This window comes from Streptomyces sp. AgN23 (assembly GCF_001598115.1).
Lineage (GTDB): Bacteria > Actinomycetota > Actinomycetes > Streptomycetales > Streptomycetaceae > Streptomyces > Streptomyces antimycoticus.
The window spans coordinates 1,727,991-1,747,560 of record NZ_CP007153.1 but is presented as its reverse complement, the minus strand read 5'-3'; the positions used below and the strand labels follow the sequence as shown (position 1 = coordinate 1,747,560).

20 protein-coding genes and 3 pseudogenes are annotated in these 19,570 nt (G+C 71.6%); 10 read left to right on the top strand and 13 right to left on the bottom strand.

Annotation, left to right across the window (positions count from 1 at the left end):
* The first annotated feature begins 327 nt into the window (after positions 1-327).
* Positions 328-1,431 carry an AI-2E family transporter gene (locus AS97_RS07700; protein ID WP_059142980.1) on the top strand — a complete coding sequence of 368 codons (1,104 nt, stop codon included), beginning with the start codon at positions 328-330 and terminating at the stop codon, positions 1,429-1,431.
* A gap of 148 nt (positions 1,432-1,579) precedes the next feature.
* Positions 1,580-1,819, top strand: coding sequence for a DUF6411 family protein (locus AS97_RS07695; protein WP_210564592.1), 240 nt, complete (start codon positions 1,580-1,582; stop codon positions 1,817-1,819).
* A 24-nt stretch (positions 1,820-1,843) separates the two neighbouring features.
* Here the strand turns inward: AS97_RS07695 and AS97_RS07690 are convergent, their stop codons facing one another.
* The 7 genes and pseudogenes from AS97_RS07690 to AS97_RS07660 all read right to left on the bottom strand — a co-directional run bounded on the left by AS97_RS07690 (position 1,844) and on the right by AS97_RS07660 (position 9,903).
* On the bottom strand, positions 1,844-3,484 hold the full coding sequence (locus tag AS97_RS07690; RefSeq protein WP_210564591.1) for a thiamine pyrophosphate-binding protein: 1,641 nt from the start codon (positions 3,482-3,484) through the stop codon (positions 1,844-1,846).
* Positions 3,481-4,266 carry a cyclase family protein gene (locus tag AS97_RS07685; RefSeq protein WP_059142977.1) on the bottom strand — a complete coding sequence of 262 codons (786 nt, stop codon included), beginning with the start codon at positions 4,264-4,266 and terminating at the stop codon, positions 3,481-3,483. The genes AS97_RS07690 and AS97_RS07685 overlap by 4 nt, the downstream gene beginning before the upstream one ends.
* A gap of 422 nt (positions 4,267-4,688) precedes the next feature.
* Positions 4,689-5,552, bottom strand: a pseudogene (locus tag AS97_RS07680) (ThuA domain-containing protein); the annotation flags it as partial.
* 261 nt (positions 5,553-5,813) lie between these two features.
* Positions 5,814-6,809 carry an aldo/keto reductase gene (locus tag AS97_RS07675; protein ID WP_059142975.1) on the bottom strand — a complete coding sequence of 332 codons (996 nt, stop codon included), beginning with the start codon at positions 6,807-6,809 and terminating at the stop codon, positions 5,814-5,816.
* A gap of 87 nt (positions 6,810-6,896) precedes the next feature.
* The gene (gene gdhA / locus AS97_RS07670) at positions 6,897-8,243 is read right to left on the bottom strand and encodes an NADP-specific glutamate dehydrogenase (RefSeq protein ID WP_125761245.1); all 1,347 of its coding nucleotides are present in this window, start codon (positions 8,241-8,243) and stop codon (positions 6,897-6,899) included.
* Positions 8,244-8,520: 277 nt separating this feature from the next.
* The gene (locus AS97_RS07665; RefSeq protein WP_236670244.1) at positions 8,521-8,955 is read right to left on the bottom strand and encodes a pyridoxamine 5'-phosphate oxidase family protein; all 435 of its coding nucleotides are present in this window, start codon (positions 8,953-8,955) and stop codon (positions 8,521-8,523) included.
* A 111-nt stretch (positions 8,956-9,066) separates the two neighbouring features.
* Positions 9,067-9,903, bottom strand: coding sequence for an NAD(P)H-binding protein (locus tag AS97_RS07660; RefSeq protein ID WP_059142973.1), 837 nt, complete (start codon positions 9,901-9,903; stop codon positions 9,067-9,069).
* Between the two features lie 82 nt (positions 9,904-9,985).
* On the opposite strand from AS97_RS07660, the gene AS97_RS07655 reads away from it, so the two are divergent.
* Positions 9,986-10,978 carry an AraC family transcriptional regulator gene (locus AS97_RS07655; protein ID WP_059142972.1) on the top strand — a complete coding sequence of 331 codons (993 nt, stop codon included), beginning with the start codon at positions 9,986-9,988 and terminating at the stop codon, positions 10,976-10,978.
* Here AS97_RS07655 and AS97_RS07650 read toward each other — a convergent pair.
* Both AS97_RS07650 and AS97_RS07645 read right to left on the bottom strand, forming a co-directional pair.
* Positions 10,973-11,656 (bottom strand): zinc-binding dehydrogenase, encoded by a 684-nt coding sequence (locus AS97_RS07650; RefSeq protein ID WP_210564589.1) that lies wholly within the window; start codon positions 11,654-11,656, stop codon positions 10,973-10,975. The two genes, AS97_RS07655 and AS97_RS07650, sit on opposite strands and share 6 nt — an antisense overlap.
* 44 nt (positions 11,657-11,700) lie before the next feature.
* Complete coding sequence (locus tag AS97_RS07645; protein WP_210564588.1) at positions 11,701-11,874, bottom strand: hypothetical protein; 174 nt, start codon at positions 11,872-11,874, stop codon at positions 11,701-11,703.
* 14 nt (positions 11,875-11,888) lie between these two features.
* On the opposite strand from AS97_RS07645, the gene AS97_RS07640 reads away from it, so the two are divergent.
* The gene (locus AS97_RS07640; protein WP_210564587.1) at positions 11,889-12,086 is read left to right on the top strand and encodes a hypothetical protein; all 198 of its coding nucleotides are present in this window, start codon (positions 11,889-11,891) and stop codon (positions 12,084-12,086) included.
* 647 nt (positions 12,087-12,733) lie between these two features.
* On the opposite strand, the gene AS97_RS07635 is transcribed toward AS97_RS07640, so the two are convergent.
* On the bottom strand, positions 12,734-13,663 hold the full coding sequence (locus AS97_RS07635) for an NADP-dependent oxidoreductase (RefSeq protein ID WP_210567158.1): 930 nt from the start codon (positions 13,661-13,663) through the stop codon (positions 12,734-12,736).
* 361 nt (positions 13,664-14,024) lie between these two features.
* Between AS97_RS07635 and AS97_RS07630 the strand changes: the two genes are divergently transcribed.
* Entirely contained in the window at positions 14,025-15,032 is a 1,008-nt protein-coding gene (locus AS97_RS07630) for a helix-turn-helix domain-containing protein (RefSeq protein WP_125757407.1), read from the top strand.
* A gap of 103 nt (positions 15,033-15,135) precedes the next feature.
* Here the strand turns inward: AS97_RS07630 and AS97_RS46980 are convergent.
* Positions 15,136-15,213: pseudogene (locus AS97_RS46980) on the bottom strand (short-chain dehydrogenase); the annotation flags it as partial.
* 94 nt (positions 15,214-15,307) lie between these two features.
* Between AS97_RS46980 and AS97_RS07625 the strand changes: the two are divergent.
* Together AS97_RS07625 and AS97_RS07620 are read left to right on the top strand one after the other, a co-directional pair.
* A complete protein-coding gene (locus AS97_RS07625) occupies positions 15,308-15,916 on the top strand; it encodes a TetR/AcrR family transcriptional regulator (protein WP_210564585.1) in 609 nt (202 codons plus the stop codon).
* Between the two features lie 254 nt (positions 15,917-16,170).
* Positions 16,171-17,235, top strand: coding sequence for a threonine/serine dehydratase (locus tag AS97_RS07620; RefSeq protein WP_210564584.1), 1,065 nt, complete (start codon positions 16,171-16,173; stop codon positions 17,233-17,235).
* On the opposite strand, the gene AS97_RS48920 is transcribed toward AS97_RS07620, so the two are convergent.
* Complete coding sequence (locus tag AS97_RS48920) at positions 17,211-18,041, bottom strand: amidase family protein (protein WP_247204268.1); 831 nt, start codon at positions 18,039-18,041, stop codon at positions 17,211-17,213. The genes AS97_RS07620 and AS97_RS48920 overlap by 25 nt on opposite strands.
* Before the next feature lie 23 nt (positions 18,042-18,064).
* On the opposite strand from AS97_RS48920, the pseudogene AS97_RS46975 reads away from it, so the two are divergent.
* Positions 18,065-18,175: pseudogene (locus AS97_RS46975) on the top strand (Lrp/AsnC family transcriptional regulator); the annotation flags it as partial.
* Between the two features lie 163 nt (positions 18,176-18,338).
* Complete coding sequence (locus AS97_RS07610; protein WP_059142969.1) at positions 18,339-18,959, top strand: L-threonylcarbamoyladenylate synthase; 621 nt, start codon at positions 18,339-18,341, stop codon at positions 18,957-18,959.
* 30 nt (positions 18,960-18,989) lie between these two features.
* Here AS97_RS07610 and AS97_RS46970 read toward each other — a convergent pair whose 3' ends face one another.
* Positions 18,990-19,211 carry a hypothetical protein gene (locus AS97_RS46970; protein ID WP_247204267.1) on the bottom strand — a complete coding sequence of 74 codons (222 nt, stop codon included), beginning with the start codon at positions 19,209-19,211 and terminating at the stop codon, positions 18,990-18,992.
* Between the two features lie 98 nt (positions 19,212-19,309).
* Between AS97_RS46970 and AS97_RS46965 the strand changes: the two genes are divergently transcribed.
* The gene (locus AS97_RS46965) at positions 19,310-19,534 is read left to right on the top strand and encodes a hypothetical protein (RefSeq protein WP_247204266.1); all 225 of its coding nucleotides are present in this window, start codon (positions 19,310-19,312) and stop codon (positions 19,532-19,534) included.
* Positions 19,535-19,570 lie beyond the last annotated feature (36 nt).

The window sequence follows — 19,570 nt, the reverse complement described above, 5'->3', positions numbered from 1 at the left end:
GGGTGCCGATCGACCTCGCCGAGCTCAAGCCGCAGCATCTCGAGGAGCTCATCGATCAGCTCGACGAGGTCACCGTCGACGTCGACGATCCCGACGCCAAGGTGCAGGTGTTCTGCGAGTGAGTTCCGGGGCGTCGGGACTGCCGACGGTCCCGCCGTCCCGACACCGTGACCGCCGCCCGCGGCACCCCGCGCGTCGCCCAAGTCGCCTGCGGCATCGACCCGGAGAAGACCGCCGGCCGTCAGTCCTCGCGGACCGCGGTGCGGCGTGGGTCCCCGGCGAGGGCGCTCCTGGACAGCGGCAATAGCCATGGGGTACGGGTGGCCCATGCCTCCCACGTTGAGTTCAACGAAAACCCGTGTCGCGCTCCGCCAATCGGCGCGTATTTCCCTTGATTTGCTTCTGGTTCTCGTCATGACCACGGTGGTCCTGTGGGTCCTGGGCCAGATGTGGTCGGTGGTCTGGCCACTAGTAGTCGGCCTACTTCTTACGACACTGACCTGGCCGCTGGCGCGCTTTCTGCGTGGGAACGGGTGGCCGCCCGCGCTGGCCGCCTCGGTCGTGACCGTGCTGTTCCTCCTGGTCGCCACGGGCATCGTGGCGCTGATCGCGGTGCCGGTGGCGTCCCAGTCCGGCGAGCTGACCGACCGTGTGACCGAAGGCATCCAGCAGGTGCGTGAATGGGCCGCCGGGCCACCGCTGAACATCAGCGATGCCCAGATCACCAAGGCCACCGACACCGCGGCCGACCGGCTGCAGAGCAGTGCCGGAAGCCTGGTCACCACTGTCGTCACGGGGGTGAGCACCGTGATCGATGGCGTGGTCACCGCCGTCCTGGCGCTCTTCTTGATGTTCTTCTTCCTCAAGGACGGCCCGCGGTTCCTGCCGTGGCTCACCCGTCAGCTCCCCGGTCGGCTCGCCACCGACATCCCCGTGGTGGCCGCGCGCGGTTGGGACACTCTGGGCGCCTTCGTGCGCTCCCAGGCGTTGGTCGGCCTGCTCGACGCCGTCTTCATCGGACTCGGCCTGTGGGCTTTGGGAGTGCCGCTGGTGCTGCCGCTGGCGGTCCTGACCTTCATCTGCGCGTTCGTACCCATTGTGGGGGCCTTGTTCGCGGGTGCGGTCGCGGTGCTCATCGCGTTGGTGTCCAACGGCACGACGGACGCACTGATCGCACTGGCGATCATCATCGTGGTGCAGCAGCTGGAGGGCAATGTGTTCCAGCCCATGATCCAAAGCCGTGGGCTCGGTCTGCACGCGGCGGTCATCCTGCTGGCGGTGACGTTGGGCAGCAGCCTGGCCGGGATCGTGGGCAGTCTGCTCGCCGTACCGGTTGCCGCGCTGATCGCGGTGGTCTGGAACTACCTGCGCGAGCAGCTCAGCCACTCGCCGGAGGAACTGGAGAGCGACGAGCAGCCCGTCGTGTCGTAAACCCTCGGTGTCGGCGCCGACCCGGTCGGCGCCGACTCAGTCGCGCCGGCACCGGAAGCGCATCGGGCGCGGTCGACCGGGCGGCGGCGCATGCGGTCGGGCGGGTGGGGTACTCGGCAGGCACACGTCGTCTGAGGAGTGCTTCGCCATGATTTTCGGCATTGTTGGCCTCTGTGTCCTCCTGGCCGTGCTGGCCTTCCTGGTCCCGCGCCTGTCCCGGCATCCCGAACGGGGCACCCAGCGCACCCTGGGAGTCGGCTCACGCGCCGGCGGCAAGGCCCCCGGCATCCTGGGGCGGATCCTCAGCAAGCCCTTCCGCAGCAGTTCCAAGGCGGTCGGCCGCAGCGGCTCCGCCGGACGGCGGGCCAGGGGCCGCATGCCGTTCTAGCCAGGAGTCCGGGGTCCCGATGGCTCAGTGGCCGCGGAACGCCTCCTCCAGCCACCAGGCCCCGTGGTCGCCGACCACCTTGGCATCGATGAGCAGTGGCGCGGATCGTGGTCCGGCAACCCAGTCCTCGACGGCCTTGAGGTCCGCGGGCGTGCGTACGGTCACCGCCTCGAAGCCGTACCCTCGCGCCACGGCGGCGATGTCCGTCGGCGGGAACTCGACCGTATCGAGCGGATATCCACCGGGCTTGAAGTGGTGCACCTCCGCTCCGTAGGCGTCGTCGTTGTAGACGACGACCACCATCGGCAGCCCGAGACGGCGCACCGTGTCGAGTTCGGCGGCGCTCATCAGCGCACCGCCGTCGCCGAGCGCGGCCACGGGCAGCCGGTCCGGCCGCGCCAGCGCCGCCCCGATGGCCGTCGCAAGCCCCAGGCCGATCGACTGGAACGCCTGGGTGAAGCACAGGCTGTTGTGGTCCGGCACGGCCAGGTACATGGTCGGGTAGCCCATGAAGTTTCCGGAGTCCACGCCCATCACCCGCTCGGCGGGGAGGATGTCGTCGAGCGCGATGCTCAGCGTCCTCGGGTCGATCCGTTCACGGCTGCTCTCGTCCTCGTACGGCACATCCCGCCACCGCACCCGTGCGGCGATGGCCGCCCCGACGTCGGCGGTCCGGTAGCCCTGCCGTTGCCGTCCGGGCGTATCGAGCACCTGCCGGGCCGTGAGTTCCACATCGCCGGTGACGCCGAGGTGCACCGCCCGGTGCGCACCGAGCGCCGAGGTGTCGTCGTCGACCTGTACGACGCTCGTGTCCGAGCCGATCAGCCGACCGTGGCGCATCGTCCACATGTTCAGCGCGCAGCCCCAGCCCACGATGAGGTCCGCCCCCTGGATCAGCTCTGCCGTAAGGGGGGACGAGAAGCCGCCGGACACGTCGAGCGACCACGGGTCGGCGTGGAACAGCCCGCGCGCGACGGCCGACGTGGCCAGCAGCGCACCGTGGCGCTCGGCGAGCGCCGCCAGGGCATCTCGGGCGCCGGGTGCGCGCGATCCCCGGCCGGCCACGAAGACCGGACGTCGTGCCTGCTCGAGCACCTGCGCCAACGCCGCCACGTCGTCCGTTACCGGCTCGACCGCGGTCCGTTCGGGCGGTGGCGCGGCCACGGTCGGCGCCTCGTCGGGCGCCTCCAGGGTCTGCACGTCCAACGGGAGGTTGAGCAGCACGGTGCGCCGTTCGTGCAGGGCTCGTCGCACCGCGGCGCATGCCTGCTCGACCGCGTCCTCCGCCGATGTCACACGCGCCGTGACCGCGCCCACCGCGTGCGCCAGCGCCTCTTGGTCGACGGAGAAGTTGGACCTCGGCTCGGTGGCTTCGGCCGCCAGCACGAGGAGCGGCGTACGGCTCTTGGCCGCCTCGCCGATACCGGTGAGGGCGTTCGTCAGTCCGCACCCCTGATGCACGGTCAGCGCGGCCACCGTGCCGCTCATTCGCGCGTAGGCATCGGCCATGGTGGCCGCGCCACCTTCATGGCGTGCGGCGACGAACCGGGAACCGGCCGCCACCATGGCATTGGTCAGGTGGAAGTTGCCCGAGCCGACCACGCCGAATACATGGTCGACACCTGCCGCGGACAACGCCCGGCCAACGGCTTCCGCGACCTTCATGAGCGCTCCACCAGCGCGAGCACCCGCGCCGGAGCACCGGACCCGGTGACGATCGGCAACGGCCCCGCGATGATGACCGCGCCGGTCGGCGGCAGCACCGAGAGATTCTGCAACTGCGTCAGCCCGTACTTGCCACTGCCCATGAGAGAGGAGTGACATGGGAAGGCCGGGTCGAACGAAGGCGCCTGTCCCGCGTCGGTGCCCACCGTTTCGACACCCAGCCCGATCACCGGCGACTCCTCCGCCACCCACCGAGCGCATTCCGGCGACAGGCCAGGGGTGTGCGGGCCGCTCGCGTCGGCGTTGAGGAACGGCTCCTGCGCGTGCGAGCGGGCGTCCCACCCGGTACGCACCAGCAGCCAGCCCCCCTCGGGCAGCGGCCCGTTCTCGGCCTCCCATGCCTTCACATGCTCCACCTCGACCAGGAAGTCGGGGTCCGCCCCCGCCTCGGCGGAGAAGTCCAGCACGGCCGCCGGTGCGATCAGCCGCCCTGCCGGCACCGACGCCACGTCGGTGAGGTCCTTCCCGGTGACCCAGTGGTTCGGCGCGTCGAAGTGGGTGCCCGTGTGCTCACCACTGCGGAAGTTGTTCCAGTACCAGGCCGGTCCCCGGTTGTCGTACCTGCTGATCTCCTCCAGCTCGAACACCGCGGTCTGGCCGAACTCGGCGGGCAGCTGGATCACCGGCGTTGCGGACGACAGGGGCGAGGTGAGGTCGACGACTTCGATCGCACCACTTCGCAACCCGGTGGTCAGGGCGGCGAGGACGGATTGGGGGGACATGGCGGCCTCCTGCGCATGAGGGCTGATCGTGTGCCGTGCATCAATGCGTCACTGCAGGTCGTAGGGGCCTGGCGGGGTCCGCAGGTGTGCAGGGACTCTACCCGGTGATCATCACTGGGGTATCAGGCGACGCGGAAGCCGCACCCGGTTCCCCTGGCGCCGCCGCCCGCGGTTACGCGACGAGCAGGAGCACGCTGATCGCCGGCATCACCGGACGATAGATCCAGTCTCGGCAGCATCTCTAGCGTTGACAAGGTGTCGTCGTCCCAGTCGGAAACGAAGGCGGCCGCCCCGGATTTCCGGGGCGGCCTGGGCGGGGGTGGGCGGGAGCGGGGCTCCCGGGGTGTCCCCGCGGTTTCTTGATGGCGCGCGGTCTACTTCTGGCTCATGGCCGTCCGGGCGGACGCGGAGGTGGGGGCCGCCGGCGACTGGGTGCCGCCTGCGCCGCCGAGCCACTTCAGGCCGTCGAGGAGGAAGCGGTTCTGAGTCTCGCTTGCGAAGGTGGAGGACAGGGGGGTGTTGGTGTCGTAGTCCATCGCGTTGTGGCCGAAGTTCGCGTACAGCATCTTGTACTCGCTGTTCGTCCACAGGATCGGGTAGTAGCCGCTGTACCAGGTCTGGTTGGGGTCGGTGCCGAGCGGGAAGCTGCTCGGGTCGACGGAGGCCAGGATCTTGATGTCAGGGTTCTGCCGCAGGTCGTTGGACCAGCTGTACCACTCGCTGACCGACGAGGTGAAGGTGGCGGGCAGGGCCTTGGTGGACGGGTGTGTGCGGTCCTCGACCTTCAGGGTGGCCGTGGTCGGTCCCCAGGTGTTGGACTTGAAGTTGCCGGTGCCGAGGAACTCATTGTGGTACCAGGGCCAGCTCTGCGCCTCGGTGGTGAAGGCCGCCACGTGGAAGCCCATCCAGGCGCCACCCCCGCGCATATAGCGCTCGAAACCGGCACGTTGGGCGGAGGTCTGCGGCAGGTCGTCGAGGAACAGCACCACCTTGTACTCGTCGACCCCGCCGTCGGCGAGCAGGTTCCAGTTGTCGCTCGCCGTGTAGGTGAAGCCGTTCTGCGCGGCCTGCTGGGGGAACCACTCGTTCGCTTCATGGACGAAGTTGATATGGGCGGCGTCCCACGTTCCGTTGTACAAGGCCAAGACCTTGAACGGCGCGGCCGCGCCGCGCGCCGTCGCGTGGACGGGGGCGACCGCCAGGCCCAGCAGCGTGGCCAACAGCACCAGCAGCCGTATGCCCACGGATGCCGTTCTGGGCGATCCGACGTCTCTGCTCTCCTGCATGTGCGCTCCTCGCTGACGGATGTTGCCGCTGTCACGGGTGGGGGATCTGGACACCGACGGCCAACGCCGACACAGCTGCGGAGCGGGTTCGTCCACCATCGCAGAGGCACGGCTTTTCGCAGACGGGCGATGGGTGAAGCTAAAGGTCTGAACCAGACACGTCAAGAGATGAAGCAAGAAGAGCGCCACGGCGAGGTTCGCCTGAAGAAGTCGAACGCACCCTATGTCGCGCCGTGGGCCCTCTGCCGCCCGGCCGGGCGCTCAGCGCCCCAGGATCCGGTCGACGTCCGCCATCTGCCCGGCGGTGAGCGGTCCCTTCGCGATGGCGCCCGCGTTCTCCTCGGCCTGGGCGACCGTACGGAAACCGGGGATCGGGATCGTCCGCGGGCTGCGGGCCCAGATCCAGGCGAGGGCGCCCTGGGCGAGGGTGCGGCCGTCGCTGGTGAGGATGGACCGCAGGGCGTCGACGCGCTGGAGCCAGGCCGGGTCCGCGCCCGTGTTCGCGAGGAAGCCCGGCAGCCAGGCGGGGGGCGCGTTGCGGATGTCCGTGTTGTCCAGGGCGCGGCCGGCGGTGTGTTTGCCGGTGAGCAGTCCCATGGCGAGGGGGCTGCGGTTGATGCTGGCGAGGTCCGACTCGGCGCAGAGGGCGAGGAGTTCGGGCGCGTCCTGGAGGATGTTCAGGCGGTGCTGGACGGCCGCGCAGTGCGGGCCCTGGGCGAAGACGGCGGCCCGGGCGGGGTCATCCGTGCTCCAGGCGTACGCGCGGATCAGGCCCTCGCCCACCAACTCCTCGCAGACGTCACGGAGTTGGGCGGCGCGTTCGGGGTCGGCGTCGGAAATGTGGAGCTGGTACAGATCGACATGGTCCGTGTTCAGGCGCCGCAGCGAGGCGGTCAGGGCGCGGCGTAGGTGTTCCGGGGAGTCGTCCTGCCCGTCGCGGATGCGGGTCCGCTCGTCGAAGAGGTTGCCCCATTTCGTCGCGATGACGACGTCGGTGCGGTGCTTGCCGAGAGCGCGGCCGAGGAGGCGTTCGCTGTGGCCGGTGCCGTACGCGTCGGCGGTGTCGAAGAAGGTGACGCCGAGGTCGAGTGCGCGCCGAATCGCCCGTACGGACTCCTCATCGTCGACCTTGCCCCAGCCCAGGGGCTGCCCGTCGGCGGACTGCCACTCACCGCCGATGGCCCAGCAGCCGAAGCCGAGAGCGCTCACCTCGATGCCGCTGCGGCCCAGTGTTCTGTTGTGCGCCGTGGTCTCCATGCCCGAAGACAGTAGGAGTTGGAGCGCACACGAAGGCAAGCCCTGATGAAACCGCCTTCGTGTGCGAACGTCGGGTGCGCCCGTGCCTCAGATGACTCCCTGGGCCATCATCGCGTCCGCGACGTGGCGGAAGCCCGCGGTGTTGGCGCCGAGCACATAGTCGTCGGCGTCACCCCCGTAGATCTCGGCGGAGGCGCGGCACTGGGCGTGGACCTGCCCCATGATGCCGGCGAGCCGGTCCTCCGTGCGCTCGAAGGTCCAGCGGTCGCGGGAGGCGTTCTGCTGCATCTCCAGCGCGGAGGTGGCGACCCCGCCCGCGTTGGCCGCCTTGCCCGGGCCGAAGAGGACCCGCGCGCCGCGGAACACCTCGACCGCCTCGGGTGTGCACGGCATGTTCGCGCCCTCGGCCACGGCCAGCACACCGTTCTTCACCAGCGCGCCGGCGTCCTGCTGGTGCAGCTCGTTCTGGGTCGCGCACGGCAGGGCGATCTCGCACGGCACGTCGAACACCGACCCCCGGTCGGAGAACCGCGCGCTCGGCTTCGCCTCGGTGTAGGCGGAGAGCCGCTCCCGGCGCACCTCCTTGATCTCCTTGAGCAGGGCCAGGTCGAGGCCGTTCTCGTCGACCAGGTAGCCGGAGGAGTCGGAGCAGGCCACCACGAGGCCGCCCAGGGCGTGGACCTTCTCGATGGCGTAGACGGCGACGTTTCCCGACCCGGAGACCACGACCCGGCGTCCGTCGAAGTCCTGACCGCGGGTGGCGAGCATCTCCTGGGCGAAGAAGACCGTGCCATAGCCGGTGGCCTCGGTACGTGCGTGTGAACCGCCCCAGCCGACCGGCTTGCCGGTCAGCACACCGGCCTCGAAGCGGTTGGTGATCCGCTTGTACTGGCCGAAGAGATAGCCGATCTCACGGCCGCCCACCCCGATGTCCCCGGCCGGCACATCGGTGTGCTCGCCCAGATGCCGGTACAGCTCCGTCATGAAGGACTGGCAGAACCGCATCACCTCGGCTTCCGAGCGGCCCTTGGGGTCGAAGTCCGACCCGCCCTTGCCGCCGCCGATCGACAGTCCGGTCAGCGCGTTCTTGAAGATCTGCTCGAAGCCGAGGAACTTCACGATGCCCAGATTGACGCTGGGGTGGAAGCGCAGGCCGCCCTTGTACGGCCCCAGGGCGCTGTTGAACTCCACCCGGAAACCGCGGTTGACCTGCACCGTTCCCTGGTCGTCCACCCATGGGACCCGGAACATCAGCTGTCGCTCCGGTTCGCACAGCCGCTCCACGATCCGGGCGTCCGCGTACTCCGGGTGTGCCTTGAGCACGGGGCCTATGGCGTGCAGGACTTCATGGGCCGCCTGGTGGAACTCCGCTTCCCCGGGGTTCCGGCGGCGGAGGGTGTCGTAGACGGCTTCGATCTGGGCACTGACGTCCATGTGGTGTCTCTCTGTTCAGGTGAGGGCGAGCCGGGCGTGGATCCGTGGGTCGTGCGGTTGCCGCGCCCAGATTAGGGGCTGGGGGCGGACCAGCCGATCGGGGCGCCGCGCAGGGCGGCCACGAGGCGGCGGGGCCGCCTCGTCCTCGGTACGTCCACTCTTGATGAGGTGGAGGACGTCCCACGGGTCGAACAGCGCGCTCCACACCTACGGGGTCTCGTCCCCGAGATCCCCTGGACCGAGTCCCTCGGTGGTCTTCCGAGAGGTGTCGCGGAGGTCAGAACGCGTAGCGGCTCACGGTCTCCGGGTGAATCACGACACGGACCCATTCCTCGGCCAGGATCCCGGCGAGGTCGTCGGCACGGGCCGGGTCGTCGTCCAGGTCCCAGTAGCGCGCGGCCAGGCGGGCGGCCAGGTCGTGTGCTCCGTCGGTTTCCACCGTGGTGCGGCCGGCGACCGACAGCCAGCGCTCGCGTTCACCCACCGGGGCGGCGACCACGATCGAGGCGCGGGGGTCGCGGCGCAGGCGCCGCACCTTGAGCGTGTCCGGGCCGGTGAACAGCTGGATCGTGCCCTCGGCGGTGGCCTCGAACCACACCGGCCGGGGCTGTGGCGGAAGCGGCCCCCCGGCCACGGTCAGAAACCCGTACAGGGGGCGTCGGAGGAACTCGAGGTCCTGAGTGGTCAGTGAAGTGGCGTCGGTGCTCATCATGGCCCTTCCGATGAGTGAGGGGAATGGTTTCGAGGTCGTGGAACGAGGCGTCGGCTCGTTCTGATCGCATGGCCAGGGCGGTGGCCGGGCAGCTCGGCCGCCGCCGGGCGGTCATAGCCCCCAGGCTCCCGCCGCCGCGGCCCGTACGACGTAGTCCTCAAAGGTCCGGGGCGCCCGTCCCAGGACGGTGGCGAGGTCATCCGTCGTCCCGGCCAGCAGCCCGCGTTCCATCAGCACGAACATCTCGGCGACGTGGTGGGCGTCCTCCTCGCCCACACCCTCGTCGACCAGTGCCGCGGTGTACTCGGCGGGGGAGACCTGCCGGTAGGCGATGGGCCGCCCGGACGCCCGGGAGATCAGCTCGACGGCCTCACCGAAGGTGAGCGCGCGCGGCCCGGTCAGCTCGTAGCTCCGTCCGGCGTGCCGGCCGGTCTCGGTCAGCACCGCGGCCGCGGCGTCGGCGACGTCCTCCGCGTCGATGAACGGCTCGGGAACCTTGCCGGCCGGGAGCGCCAGCTCCCCGGCGACCAGCGGGGCGTGGAAGACGTCCTCGTCGAAGTTCTGCGCGAAGTTCGACGGCCGCAGGACGGTCCACTCCAGCGCCGAGCCACGTACGGCGTCCTCGGCCGAGCGCATGTCAAGGCCGAACGAGGAGTCGCCCCAGGTGTCGGAGCCGCGCCCGGAGAGCAGGACCAGCCGCCGCACTCCGGCGGCCTCGGCCCGGGCCACGAACTCGTGCACCGGGCCCGGTACGCGCGGCGCCACCACATAGGCGACGGCGATGCCCCGCAGGGCCGCGTCCCAGCCGCCGGGGTCGGACCAGTCGAACCGGGTCCGGCTCGATCGGGAGGCGGCCCGCACCGGCGTGCCGCGCAGCCGCAACCGCGCGAGGATCCGCCGACCCGTCTTGCCGGTCGCGCCGAGGACGAGAGTGGTGTCGTTGCTCATAACGCCGATTGAACACGGCCGATTCGGACGAACCCATGGGCAAAAAGCCGGATCGCCTGTGTGTGCGTCTAAAGTCACTGGGGTGGACGCCTTCAGTGACCTGATCCGCGGGGTGCGAGCCCACGGCTCGTTGTTCGGCAGCTCGACCCTGTCTCCGCCCTGGGCACTGCACTTCGTGGACGGCGCGCCACTGACCCTGTGCACCGTCCTCACCGGGGCGGGCTGGATCGTGCCGGAGCACGGTCCGCCCGAGCCGCTGCGCGCCCGCGAGACGATCGTCGTGCGCGGCCCCGCGACGTTCACCTTCGTCGACGAGGTCGGCACCCGGGCCGAACCGATCGCATGCGGCGAGCACTGCGCGACACCCGAGCAGGGCGGGACCCGGCACCGGCGCGGCTGGAACGACCCGGGCGGGGACACCGGTCACGGCCTCGGTGGGGACACTGGTGACGGCCCGGGCGGGAACCCCGACGACGGCCGTGGTGCCACGACCCTGATCGTCGGCGCCTATCCCGTGCGCGGCGAGATCAGCCGTCGACTGCTGGACGCGCTGCCCGTCGTGCTGCGGGTGGACGAGGGGGGCACGGGCGACCCCGTGCTGGACCACCTCGCCGCCGAGGTCGCCATCGACACACCGGGCCAGCAGGTCGTCCTCGACCGGCTGCTGGACTGGATGCTGGTCTGCACGCTGCGCGAGTGGTTCGACCGGCCCGGCGGCGAGCCCCCGGCCTGGTGGGCCGCCCAGCGGGACCCGGTGGTCGGCGACGCGCTGCGCCTGCTGCACGCCGAACCGGCGGCACCATGGACGGTCGCCGCGCTGGCCGAGCGGACCGGAGTGTCGCGTTCGACACTCGCCAAGCGATTCGCCGACCTGGTCGGCGAACCCCCGCTGACCTACCTCACCCGCTGGCGCATGACGCTCGCGGCAGACCTCCTGGTCGAGCGGAAGGCCGCGACCATCGCGGATATCGCCCGCACCGTGGGCTACTCCGACCCGTTCGGGTTCAGCGCGGCGTTCAAACGGGTCCGAGGCGTCAACCCCAGCGAATTCCGGCGCACCGTGACCACGTCATAGCGCCGCGACGTCCAGCACCAGCTTGCCTGTGGTCGCCCCCGCCTCGATCCGGCGGTGCGCTTCGGCGACTCGCTCCAGCGGCGGAGCCTCAACCTGTACCCGCGGCTCCCCCTTGGCCGCGGCCTCCACCGCACGGCGCAGCGCCCGGCCCGCCTCGTCGGGGTGGGCGGCGGCGAAGTCGGCCAGATTGAATCCGGAGACCGTCTTGTTGCTGAACCACGGTTCGTTGGCCGGGACGCCGACGTCCTCGGCGCCCGAGGCTTTGCCCATGATCACCAGGCGTCCCATGGAGGTCAGCCGGTCCAGGCTCGCCCGGCGGGCGGGGCCGCCGACCATGTCGACGACGATGTCGAACTCACCGGCGTCGGCGAGCCGGTCACGGAGGATCACCTCGTCGTAGCCGAAGCCCTTGGCGGTGTCGATCCTGGCGGCGCTCCCGACCGTGCCCACGACGCGGCCCGCGCCCAACAGACGGGCCGCCTGGCCGAGTTGGCTGCCCACGCCGCCGACGGCGGCGTGCACCAGGACGCTCGCGAAGTTCGCACCCGCGTACGCCACGTCGATGGCGACCTGGCGCGGCCCCGGGGCAGGGATCGGCACCGTGCCGACGCGGAGCACCCCGGCGTCGCCGAACTCGGGGATGGTCACTGCCTTCATCTGCGTGTCATCGCGGTTCATGGCAGTGATGCTGCCGCTTGGTCAGGGGGCCGGGCAGTGTCCGTTCATCCTGGGTGTGCCGCCACCAGGCTGCGTCGCCGCATCAGCTCCTCCAGCCGCTGCTGGGTGTCGGTGCCCGGGGGGTGCAGGATCAGATGGTGCCCGGGGTGCTCGGGCAGCGGCAGCAGCGTGGCGTCGAACACCAGGGTCCCGGCCGTGGTGTGGTCGACCGCCTTCACCGCACTGGTGTGCGATGTCGCGGATCAGGGTGCTCTTCTCGGAGTGGAAGCCCTCCTCGTCGAGCTCGGGCGCGGTGGTGCCGCCGTACAGCCACCGCCAGGTGTCCAGGACCCGGGTGAACCTGGTCGCGGGGTGGCGCGACTCCAGCAGCGAGCAGGTCGTGACTGCCCCGGAGCTGGTCACGGGTTGGGCGGGCGCCCGTCACGGGTGAGTGTCGGCGCGGCGAAGCCGTGCCCGCCGGGCTGGTGTCCGCCGGGCTGGTGGACCACCTCCGGACCGTGCTCGTCCCGCGCCATCAGGCAGTTGACCGGTTTGCGCACCGGCTGCACACCGCGAAGGGGGTACCGGAGTCACCGACGGAGAACCGCTGCCCGCCGACCGGGCACACCGACACGGCGAACCGGTCGGGACCGGCCTGGCTCGGGGCCGGAAGGTGTCCGGCCGCCCGGCCCCGCCGGGTCGGGCAGCAGATGGCGGTGGATATCGGCGACGGCCGCGGTGAAACCGTCGAAGTCGGTGCCGACCGCGTCGCGCCTGGCGGGGGCGGCGAGGGTGTTCCGCCGGGGCAGGTTCGGCGGGTCGGCGGGCGCCGGGCACGGATCCGGCAGAGGGCTCGGGGCGGTGCTCAACGGTGCCTCCACACGCCGTATCGGGAGCGGACCGGGGTGCTCCAGCGATGGAAGCAGCCGTTCCGTGGCTTACGCGCCGGCCGTACGCACGGGGATGGACGCAGCGCGTTGGGCCGCGGAACTAGCCGAGCCGGTATCTGAATCGTGAGCGGGTGGGCGAGGCGCCATGCGGATCGGCCACGGTGGGTCGGCCCTCCTGCGCCTCGGCACGGCCCCGAGCCATCCCGCCTCAGCGCACGGTGATGACCAACTTGCCCGTGGTGCGGCCCATCTCCCCCTGGATGTGGGCGCGTGCGCCCTCGGCGAGCGGGAAGGTGCCGGAGACATGGGCGCGGAGCCTGCCCCGCTCGACGAGCTCGGCGATGGCGCGCATCCCGGCATGGTCGTGCTCGACGAGCAGGGTGACGGCGCGGACCTGCGCCTGCTCCGCCGCGGCCCGGGTGTCCTCGGCGCCCGGCAGCAGGGAGACGAGCACGCCACCGGGGCGGAGTACGCTCACGGAACGGGTGGCGGTCTCCCCGCCGAGGGCGTCGAGGACGACGTCGTAGCGCTCCTCGGTGTCGGTGAAGTCCTCGGAGTGGTGGTCGACGCAGGCATCCGCGCCGAGTCCGCGCAGGAAGTCGTGCTTGGGGGCGCTCGCCGTCCCGGTGACATGTGCGCCGCGCTCCTTGGCGAGCTGTACGGCGAGATGGCCGACACCGCCGGCCGCGGCGTGGATCAGCACCCGCTGCCCGGCCCGCAGGTCCGCGGTCTCGACGAGGGCCTGCCAGGCGGTGAGCGCGGCCAGCGGCAGCGCGGCCGCTTGGACGTGGTCGATTCCGGCGGGCTTGGCGGCGAAGGCGCGGGCAGGTCCGGTCACGTACTCGGCGTGGGAGCCCGACCCGTACGGGTAGGGCAGCATGCCGAACACCTCGTCACCGGGCTGGAAGAGGGTGACGCCGAAGCCGGTCTCCACCACGGTGCCGGAGACGTCCCAGCCGAGGGTCAGCGGCGGGGGCGGCAGGAAGATGCTCAGGGCGCGGTGCTTGAAGTCCGTGGGGTTGAGTCCGGCCGCGTGTACGGCGACGAGGATCTCCCCGGGGCCGGGCGCGGGCCGCGGCAGCTCGGTCAGCCGCAGGACCTCGGGGCCGCCGAGGGCCGTCTGGTGCAGGGCGAGCATCACGGGGGCGCCGTCCGGGGCCGGGGGGTGCGGGGTGTCCGTGGCGGCCGCCGGGGCCGGGGAGTCGAGGTGCTCGGGGGTGTCCGCCGAAGGGGTATCCGCCGAAGGGGTCCCCGTCGTAGGGGTGTCCGTCGTAGGGGTGTCCGTCGAAGTCATGGCTCGATCCTGGCCGTACGGTCCGGCCCGGGGCGATGGCCAGAAGGTCAGCCTCCGATACATTCCTGCCATGCCCATCGACCCTGCCGCCCGCTCCGTTCCCGGCGCCCGCACCACTCCGACCGCCCGCCCGGCGTCCGCCGCGTCCGCCGCGCCCTCCCGGGCCCGTGAGCTCGCCGCCCGCGCGGCCGAACTGGACCGCCGGATGCGCCCGGAGCCGCGGCCCGGCGCCCACAAGGTCGTCGTCCTCGCTCTCGACGGCGTCTATCCCTTCGAACTCGGCATCCCGCACCGGGTTTTGGGCTCCGCCGACGGCCGCTACGAGGTGCTGTCCGCGAGCGTGGACGGGCGGCCCGTGCGTACCGACTCGGATCTGACCGTCACCCCCGGCCACGGCCCGGAGGTGCTGGCCGAGGCGGATACGGTGGTCATCCCGCCGTACGCGATCACCCGCGCCTCGGCCGCCGCCCCGGACCCGCGGGCCCTCGCCGCCCTGGCCCGTGTCCGCCCCGGCACCCGGCTGGTGTCCATCTGCACCGGCGCCTTCCTACTGGCCGCCGCCGGTCTTCTGGACGGGCGCCGGGCCACCACCCACTGGGCGCTCACCGGCCACTTCCAGGAGCTGTTTCCCCAGGTCGAGCTGGACGCCGGTGTGCTCTTCATCGACCACGGTGATGTGCTGACCTCCGCGGGGGCGGCGAGTGGTGTCGATGTCTGCCTGCACCTGGTGCGCCAGGACCACGGCAGCGAGGTGGCCAACCATGTCGCCCGCTGCTGCGTCGTGCCGCCCTACCGGGACGGCGGGCAGGCGCAGTACATCGAGCGGCCGCTGCCACCGGCGAGCGAAACCGGCACCGGGCCGACCCGCGACTGGGCGCTGCGGCGGCTGGAACTGCCGCTGTCGCTGGACGAGCTGGCCGCGCACGCGGCGATGAGCACCCGCACCTTCGCCCGGCGCTTTCGGGAGGAGACCGGCCTGAGCCCCGGCCGCTGGCTGACCCAGCAGCGGCTGCGGCGGGCGCGGCATCTGCTGGAGTCCAGCGATCTGCCGGTGGAACGGGTCGCCCACGAGGTCGGCTTCGCCACCGCCACCTCGCTGCGGCGGCACCTGGCGGCGGAGGCGGGGGTGGCCCCGTCGGCGTACCGGCGCACCTTCCGCGCCTCGGGTCCGGCCGCGGGCGACGTCAGGGAAGCGTCACGGGCCGGGGGCTGAGTGGCCGTTGTCAGCCGGTGTGCGCTGCGCACTCGGCAGCAGGCCGAGCGTGAGCAGGCCGAGACGGGCGGCCAGGAGGAAGCGGTGGTCCTCCAGCGAGCTCCAGCCGTACGGCGGTGGCCAGGCCGATGCCGGTGCCGCCTCCGGTCACGACGGCGGTCTTGCCTTCGAGCTGTCCCATGAGAATGACCTCCCCAGAATTCGGTACCGATCGGTACCGAATAAGGCCGTAGCACTTCCGTACCGACCGGTGCGGAAGAGATAGGGTGGGGGACATGGATACGCACCGGAAGGCGTCGATCGGCCGGCCGCGAGGATTCGACGCCGACGAGGCCCTCGAACGCGCCATGCGGGTCTTCTGGGAACAGGGCTACGAAGGCGCCAGCCTCACCGACCTGACCAGCGCCATGGGCATCACCCGCACCAGCATGTACGCGGCCTTCGGCAACAAGGAGGACCTGTTCCGCAGGGCGCTGGAGCGCTACACCGAAGGCCCCGCCTCGTACGCGGCCCGGGCCCTGCGGGAGCCGACCGCCCGGCAGGTGGCCACCGCGTTCCTGGACGGCTCCGTCCGGGCCACCACCCGCCCCGACTGCCCCGCCGGATGTCTCGGAGTCCAAGGCTCCCTCGCCGTCGGCGCCCCTGGTCGCAACGCCCGCGAGGCCCTCGTCGCCTGGCGCGACGAGGGCGTCTCCCACCTCCGTGACCGGTTCCAGCGGGCCGTCGGCGAAGGCGATCTGCCCCCGGACACCGATCCCGAACTGCTCGCCCGCTACCTCATGACCGTGGCGAACGGCATCGCCGTCCAGGCCGTCGGCGGCGCCCCCCGCGACGACCTGCGGCAGGTGGCCGACCTGGCCCTGCGCAACTGGCCGCCCGCCTGACACAACCGCCGGGCCGGCCTTGTCCGGTCGTCTCTCGGGCGACCGGGCGGGCCGGCCATGACCTGGTCACCAACCGGCCTCACCTGCGCCGCGAGAACGGCCGATCCCGCAGCCGATCAGCAGCGCCACCGCGACAGCCTGGCCGCCACCGTGCGCCGCGCGTTCGCACCCTGACGACACGGGCGGAAGGAATACAACACGCGTACCCTGCCGGTGCAGGACCCCGCCCCGACCACGCGAGAGGACACCCACCGTTGTCCGAGATCCACAACCGAACCGGGGAGCAGGGGGCGCGTCCGCCCGAGCCCTCGGAAGTGAACGTGGCGGCCGTCGCGGACGGCATCGTGCCCGGATTCGGCATGGACGCCATCCACGAGGCCGCGCGGCGCCTGGCCGGCCACGTGGTCCGGACGCCGTTGCTGAACTCCCCGATGCTGGACGAGCTCGTCGGCGCCCGCGTCCTGATCAAGGCCGAATGCCTGCAGCTGACCGGCTCGTTCAAGGTGCGCGGGGCCCTCAACGCCCTGCTCACCCTGGACGAGGAGGCGCGCCGGGCCGGGATCGTGGCCTACTCGGCCGGCAACCACGGGCAGGGCGTGGCCGCCGCGGCTCGGCTCGCCGGTTGTCCCGCGGTCATCGTCATGCCGCAGGACGCCCCGCGTATCAAGGTCGACAACTGCCGCTGGTGGGGCGCCGAGACGGTCCTGTACGACCCGCGGACCGAGGACCGGGAAGAGGTCGCCCGGAAGATCCTTGAGGCGCGTGGCATGACGCTGATCCCGCCCTTCGACGACCCCGGGGTCATGGCCGGGCAGGGCACGGTCGGCCTGGAGATGGCCGAGCAGGCGCGCGAGCTGGGTCTGACCCCGGAGGTGGTCCTGGTGAACTGCAGTGGCGGCGGGCTGGCCGCGGGTGTGATCACCGCGCTTCACCACGCGTTCCCCGGCCTGGCGCACCACATCGTCGAACCGGCGGGCTTCGACAAGATGGCCCGGTCGCTGGCGACCGGCCGCGTATGCGCCAACCCCCACCCGCCCGGCGGCCTCATGGACGCCATCTCCGGCCCGGCGGCCGGTGCGCGCCCGCTGGCCGTCCTGCGCCACCACGATGTGACCGGACTGTCCGTCACCGACGAGGAAGCCCTGGCCGCCATGAACACGGCCCACCGCCTCCTCAAGATCGTGGTCGAGCCGGGCGGCGCCGCGTCCCTGGCGGCCCTGCTGTCCGGGAAGGTGGACGTTCGGGGCAGGACCGTGGCGCTCGTGGCGTCGGGCGGCAACGTCGATCCAGCGGTCTACCGCCGGGCCCTGGCGGACTGAACCATCCCATCGAGGAGTGCTGCATCCCCTCGGCCGGGAAGACCTGGGGCCGATGTGACGCCCAGGGGCGCTCCGCCGCCGGCCGCGCGGCCACGGACACCAGCAGGTCCTCCCGTCCGTAGGCCGCCGCCAGCTGGATGCCGATGGGCTCGCCGGACTCGTTCAGCGCCGCCGGTACCGCGATCACGGGCTGGCCGGTGGTGTTGAACGGCGGTGAAGGTGAGCGCGTCCACCGACTTCTGGCGGCCGTCCGGCTCCCGCCACGGCCACCCCACCGGCCCCGGCGGTGTGGCGAACACGGGGCTCAGCGGCGGGTCGAACTCCTGCCACCAGTGGGCCATGGCGGCCCGGAGCCCGTTCTGCCGGACCAGCGCGCCGGCGAGTTCCAGCCCGGTGATCTCGCGCCCGCGCCGCACCCGGAGCCAGGTGACGGGGTCGAGGTCGTCGGGGCCCGGCTCCTCGCCGAGTTCCCTGGTCGAGGTCTCGACGCTCGGTACCGCGGTGACACTCGGCGCGTCGAAGAACGCCTCGAGGCACCGGGGTTCGAGCATGCGTGCCGGATACGCCTCCTCGACCTCGTGGCCGAGCCGTTCGAGTATCCGGGCCGTGTCGAGAACGGCCTCCCGCACCTCATCCGCCACCTGCGGCGCGTGGTCGGGCGCATGGGCGAGGACACCGACCCGCCGCCGCCCCGGATCACGGCCGGCCATCGCGGCCGGGCCGCCCGGCGGAAGTGGCGCGGGGCCACCCAGGTCTCCGGGCGCGCCACCGCTCACCGCGTCGAGCACCGCCGCCGTGTCGCGCACGGTCCGGGTGACAACGGCCGGGACGGCGGCTGCCCCGTCTGACCATCGACGACCGTTCGCCGGTCCTGCGCACGGTCAAGCACATGGGCCGGTCGCTGGACGAGGACGGCCGCTCGGTGGGCATCGTCCCGTTGCTGCACCCGCACGGCCCGGGCCCCTCCGACACCAGCCTGGCCGCGGGTCTCGACCTCCATACGGTCCAGGCCACGGTCGCCGCGAGCGCCGCCCGGCCATCGTGGCGCGGCCGATCAGGCGACCGAGGTCGAGACGTACCGGCGGTGCACGTAGGCTCGGTGGATGGCGAAGTATTTCGATGTGCATCCCGATAACCCTCAGCAGCGCACCATCAGCAATGTGGCCGACAGGATCCGCTCCGGCGGGCTGGTCGCCTATCCGACGGACTCCTGCTTCGCGCTGGGATGCCAGATGGGCAATCGTGACGGAATCAATCAAATCCGGTCGATTCGCAACCTCGACGACCGTCACCACTTCACCCTGATGTGCCAGAACTTCGCGCAGCTGGGCCAGTTCGTGCATATCGACAAGGACGTGTTCCGCGCGATCAAGGCAGCGACGCCCGGCAGTTACACCTTCATCCTCCCGGCGACGAAGGAGGTACCGCGTCAGCTTCCGCATCCGAAGAAGAAGACGGTCGGAGTCCGGATCCCCGACCATGTCGTCACCCAGGCCCTGCTCGCCGAACTCGGTGAGCCGCTGCTCTCCAGCACCCTGCTGCTCCCCGACGAGGACGAGCCGATGACGCAGGGCTGGGAGATCAAGGAACGGCTCGACCATGTGGTGGACGCCGTGGTCGACTCGGGGGACTGCGGCACCGAGCCGACCACGGTCATCGACTTCTCCAGCGGCGAGGCCGAGATCGTACGCCGGGGGGCGGGTGACACGGCACGGTTCGAGTAGCCCGGCCGATGGCTCCCGGCCGCGCGCCGATCAGGGGTGTGGCAGGGGTGGCACTTCCTGGCCGTTGACGATGACCCGCCGGAACGTGAGGTCGTCGGTGCAGGCGATGCTGTCGGGGTTGCGGATACCGCTGAAGGCGGAGCGGGAGAGGTGTACGCCGCGCAGGTGGTCGGCGTCCAGGCCGACCAGCCGCAGCACGGTCTGGGCGCCGTCGATGGCCATACGGTCCATATGGATGTTCCGCACGGACACCGGCAGCGTCCCCTCCTCGCCGCCGATCGGGGCTGAAGGCGATGGTGGCGCCCGCGGTGACATGCGGATCCACCCGGCTGCCCAGATGGATCGCTCCGGTGAGGAAGCGGCCCTCGGGGACGGCGACCTGGCCGCCGCCCGCCCGGTGGCAGGCGGCGATGGCGGCCCGGAACGCCGCGGTGTTCATCGTCCGCCCGTCGCCGACCGCGCCGTGGTCGGTGATCCTCAAGCTCCGGCGGGGGCAGGTCGCGGCCCAGATGGCCGGTGCCGGAACGGGCGCGACGGTGATCGAGCCACGCCCCGTGGTCCGCGCGTCCTCCTGACCTCATCGCCGCCGTCGTCATCGGCGCACCCGGCGA

Coding starts and splice junctions, on each gene's coding strand:
- AS97_RS07660 (WP_059142973.1), bottom strand. CDS start 9,903: ATGAGCAACGACACCACTCTCGTCCTCGGCGCGACCGGCAAGACGGGT.
- AS97_RS07665 (WP_236670244.1), bottom strand. CDS start 8,955: ATGATGAGCACCGACGCCACTTCACTGACCACTCAGGACCTCGAGTTC.
- AS97_RS07635 (WP_210567158.1), bottom strand. CDS start 13,663: ATGCTCGCCCTGCACCAGACGGCCCTCGGCGGCCCCGAGGTCCTGCGG.
- AS97_RS07610 (WP_059142969.1), top strand. CDS start 18,339: ATGGCGAAGTATTTCGATGTGCATCCCGATAACCCTCAGCAGCGCACC.
- AS97_RS07650 (WP_210564589.1), bottom strand. CDS start 11,656: ATGAACCGCGATGACACGCAGATGAAGGCAGTGACCATCCCCGAGTTC.
- AS97_RS07685 (WP_059142977.1), bottom strand. CDS start 4,266: ATGTCCCCCCAATCCGTCCTCGCCGCCCTGACCACCGGGTTGCGAAGT.
- gdhA (WP_125761245.1), bottom strand. CDS start 8,243: ATGGACGTCAGTGCCCAGATCGAAGCCGTCTACGACACCCTCCGCCGC.
- AS97_RS07695 (WP_210564592.1), top strand. CDS start 1,580: ATGATTTTCGGCATTGTTGGCCTCTGTGTCCTCCTGGCCGTGCTGGCC.
- AS97_RS07690 (WP_210564591.1), bottom strand. CDS start 3,484: ATGAAGGTCGCGGAAGCCGTTGGCCGGGCGTTGTCCGCGGCAGGTGTC.
- AS97_RS07630 (WP_125757407.1), top strand. CDS start 14,025: ATGCGCCCGGAGCCGCGGCCCGGCGCCCACAAGGTCGTCGTCCTCGCT.
- AS97_RS07625 (WP_210564585.1), top strand. CDS start 15,308: ATGGATACGCACCGGAAGGCGTCGATCGGCCGGCCGCGAGGATTCGAC.
- AS97_RS07640 (WP_210564587.1), top strand. CDS start 11,889: ATGTCGCGGATCAGGGTGCTCTTCTCGGAGTGGAAGCCCTCCTCGTCG.
- AS97_RS07700 (WP_059142980.1), top strand. CDS start 328: ATGCCTCCCACGTTGAGTTCAACGAAAACCCGTGTCGCGCTCCGCCAA.
- AS97_RS07675 (WP_059142975.1), bottom strand. CDS start 6,809: ATGGAGACCACGGCGCACAACAGAACACTGGGCCGCAGCGGCATCGAG.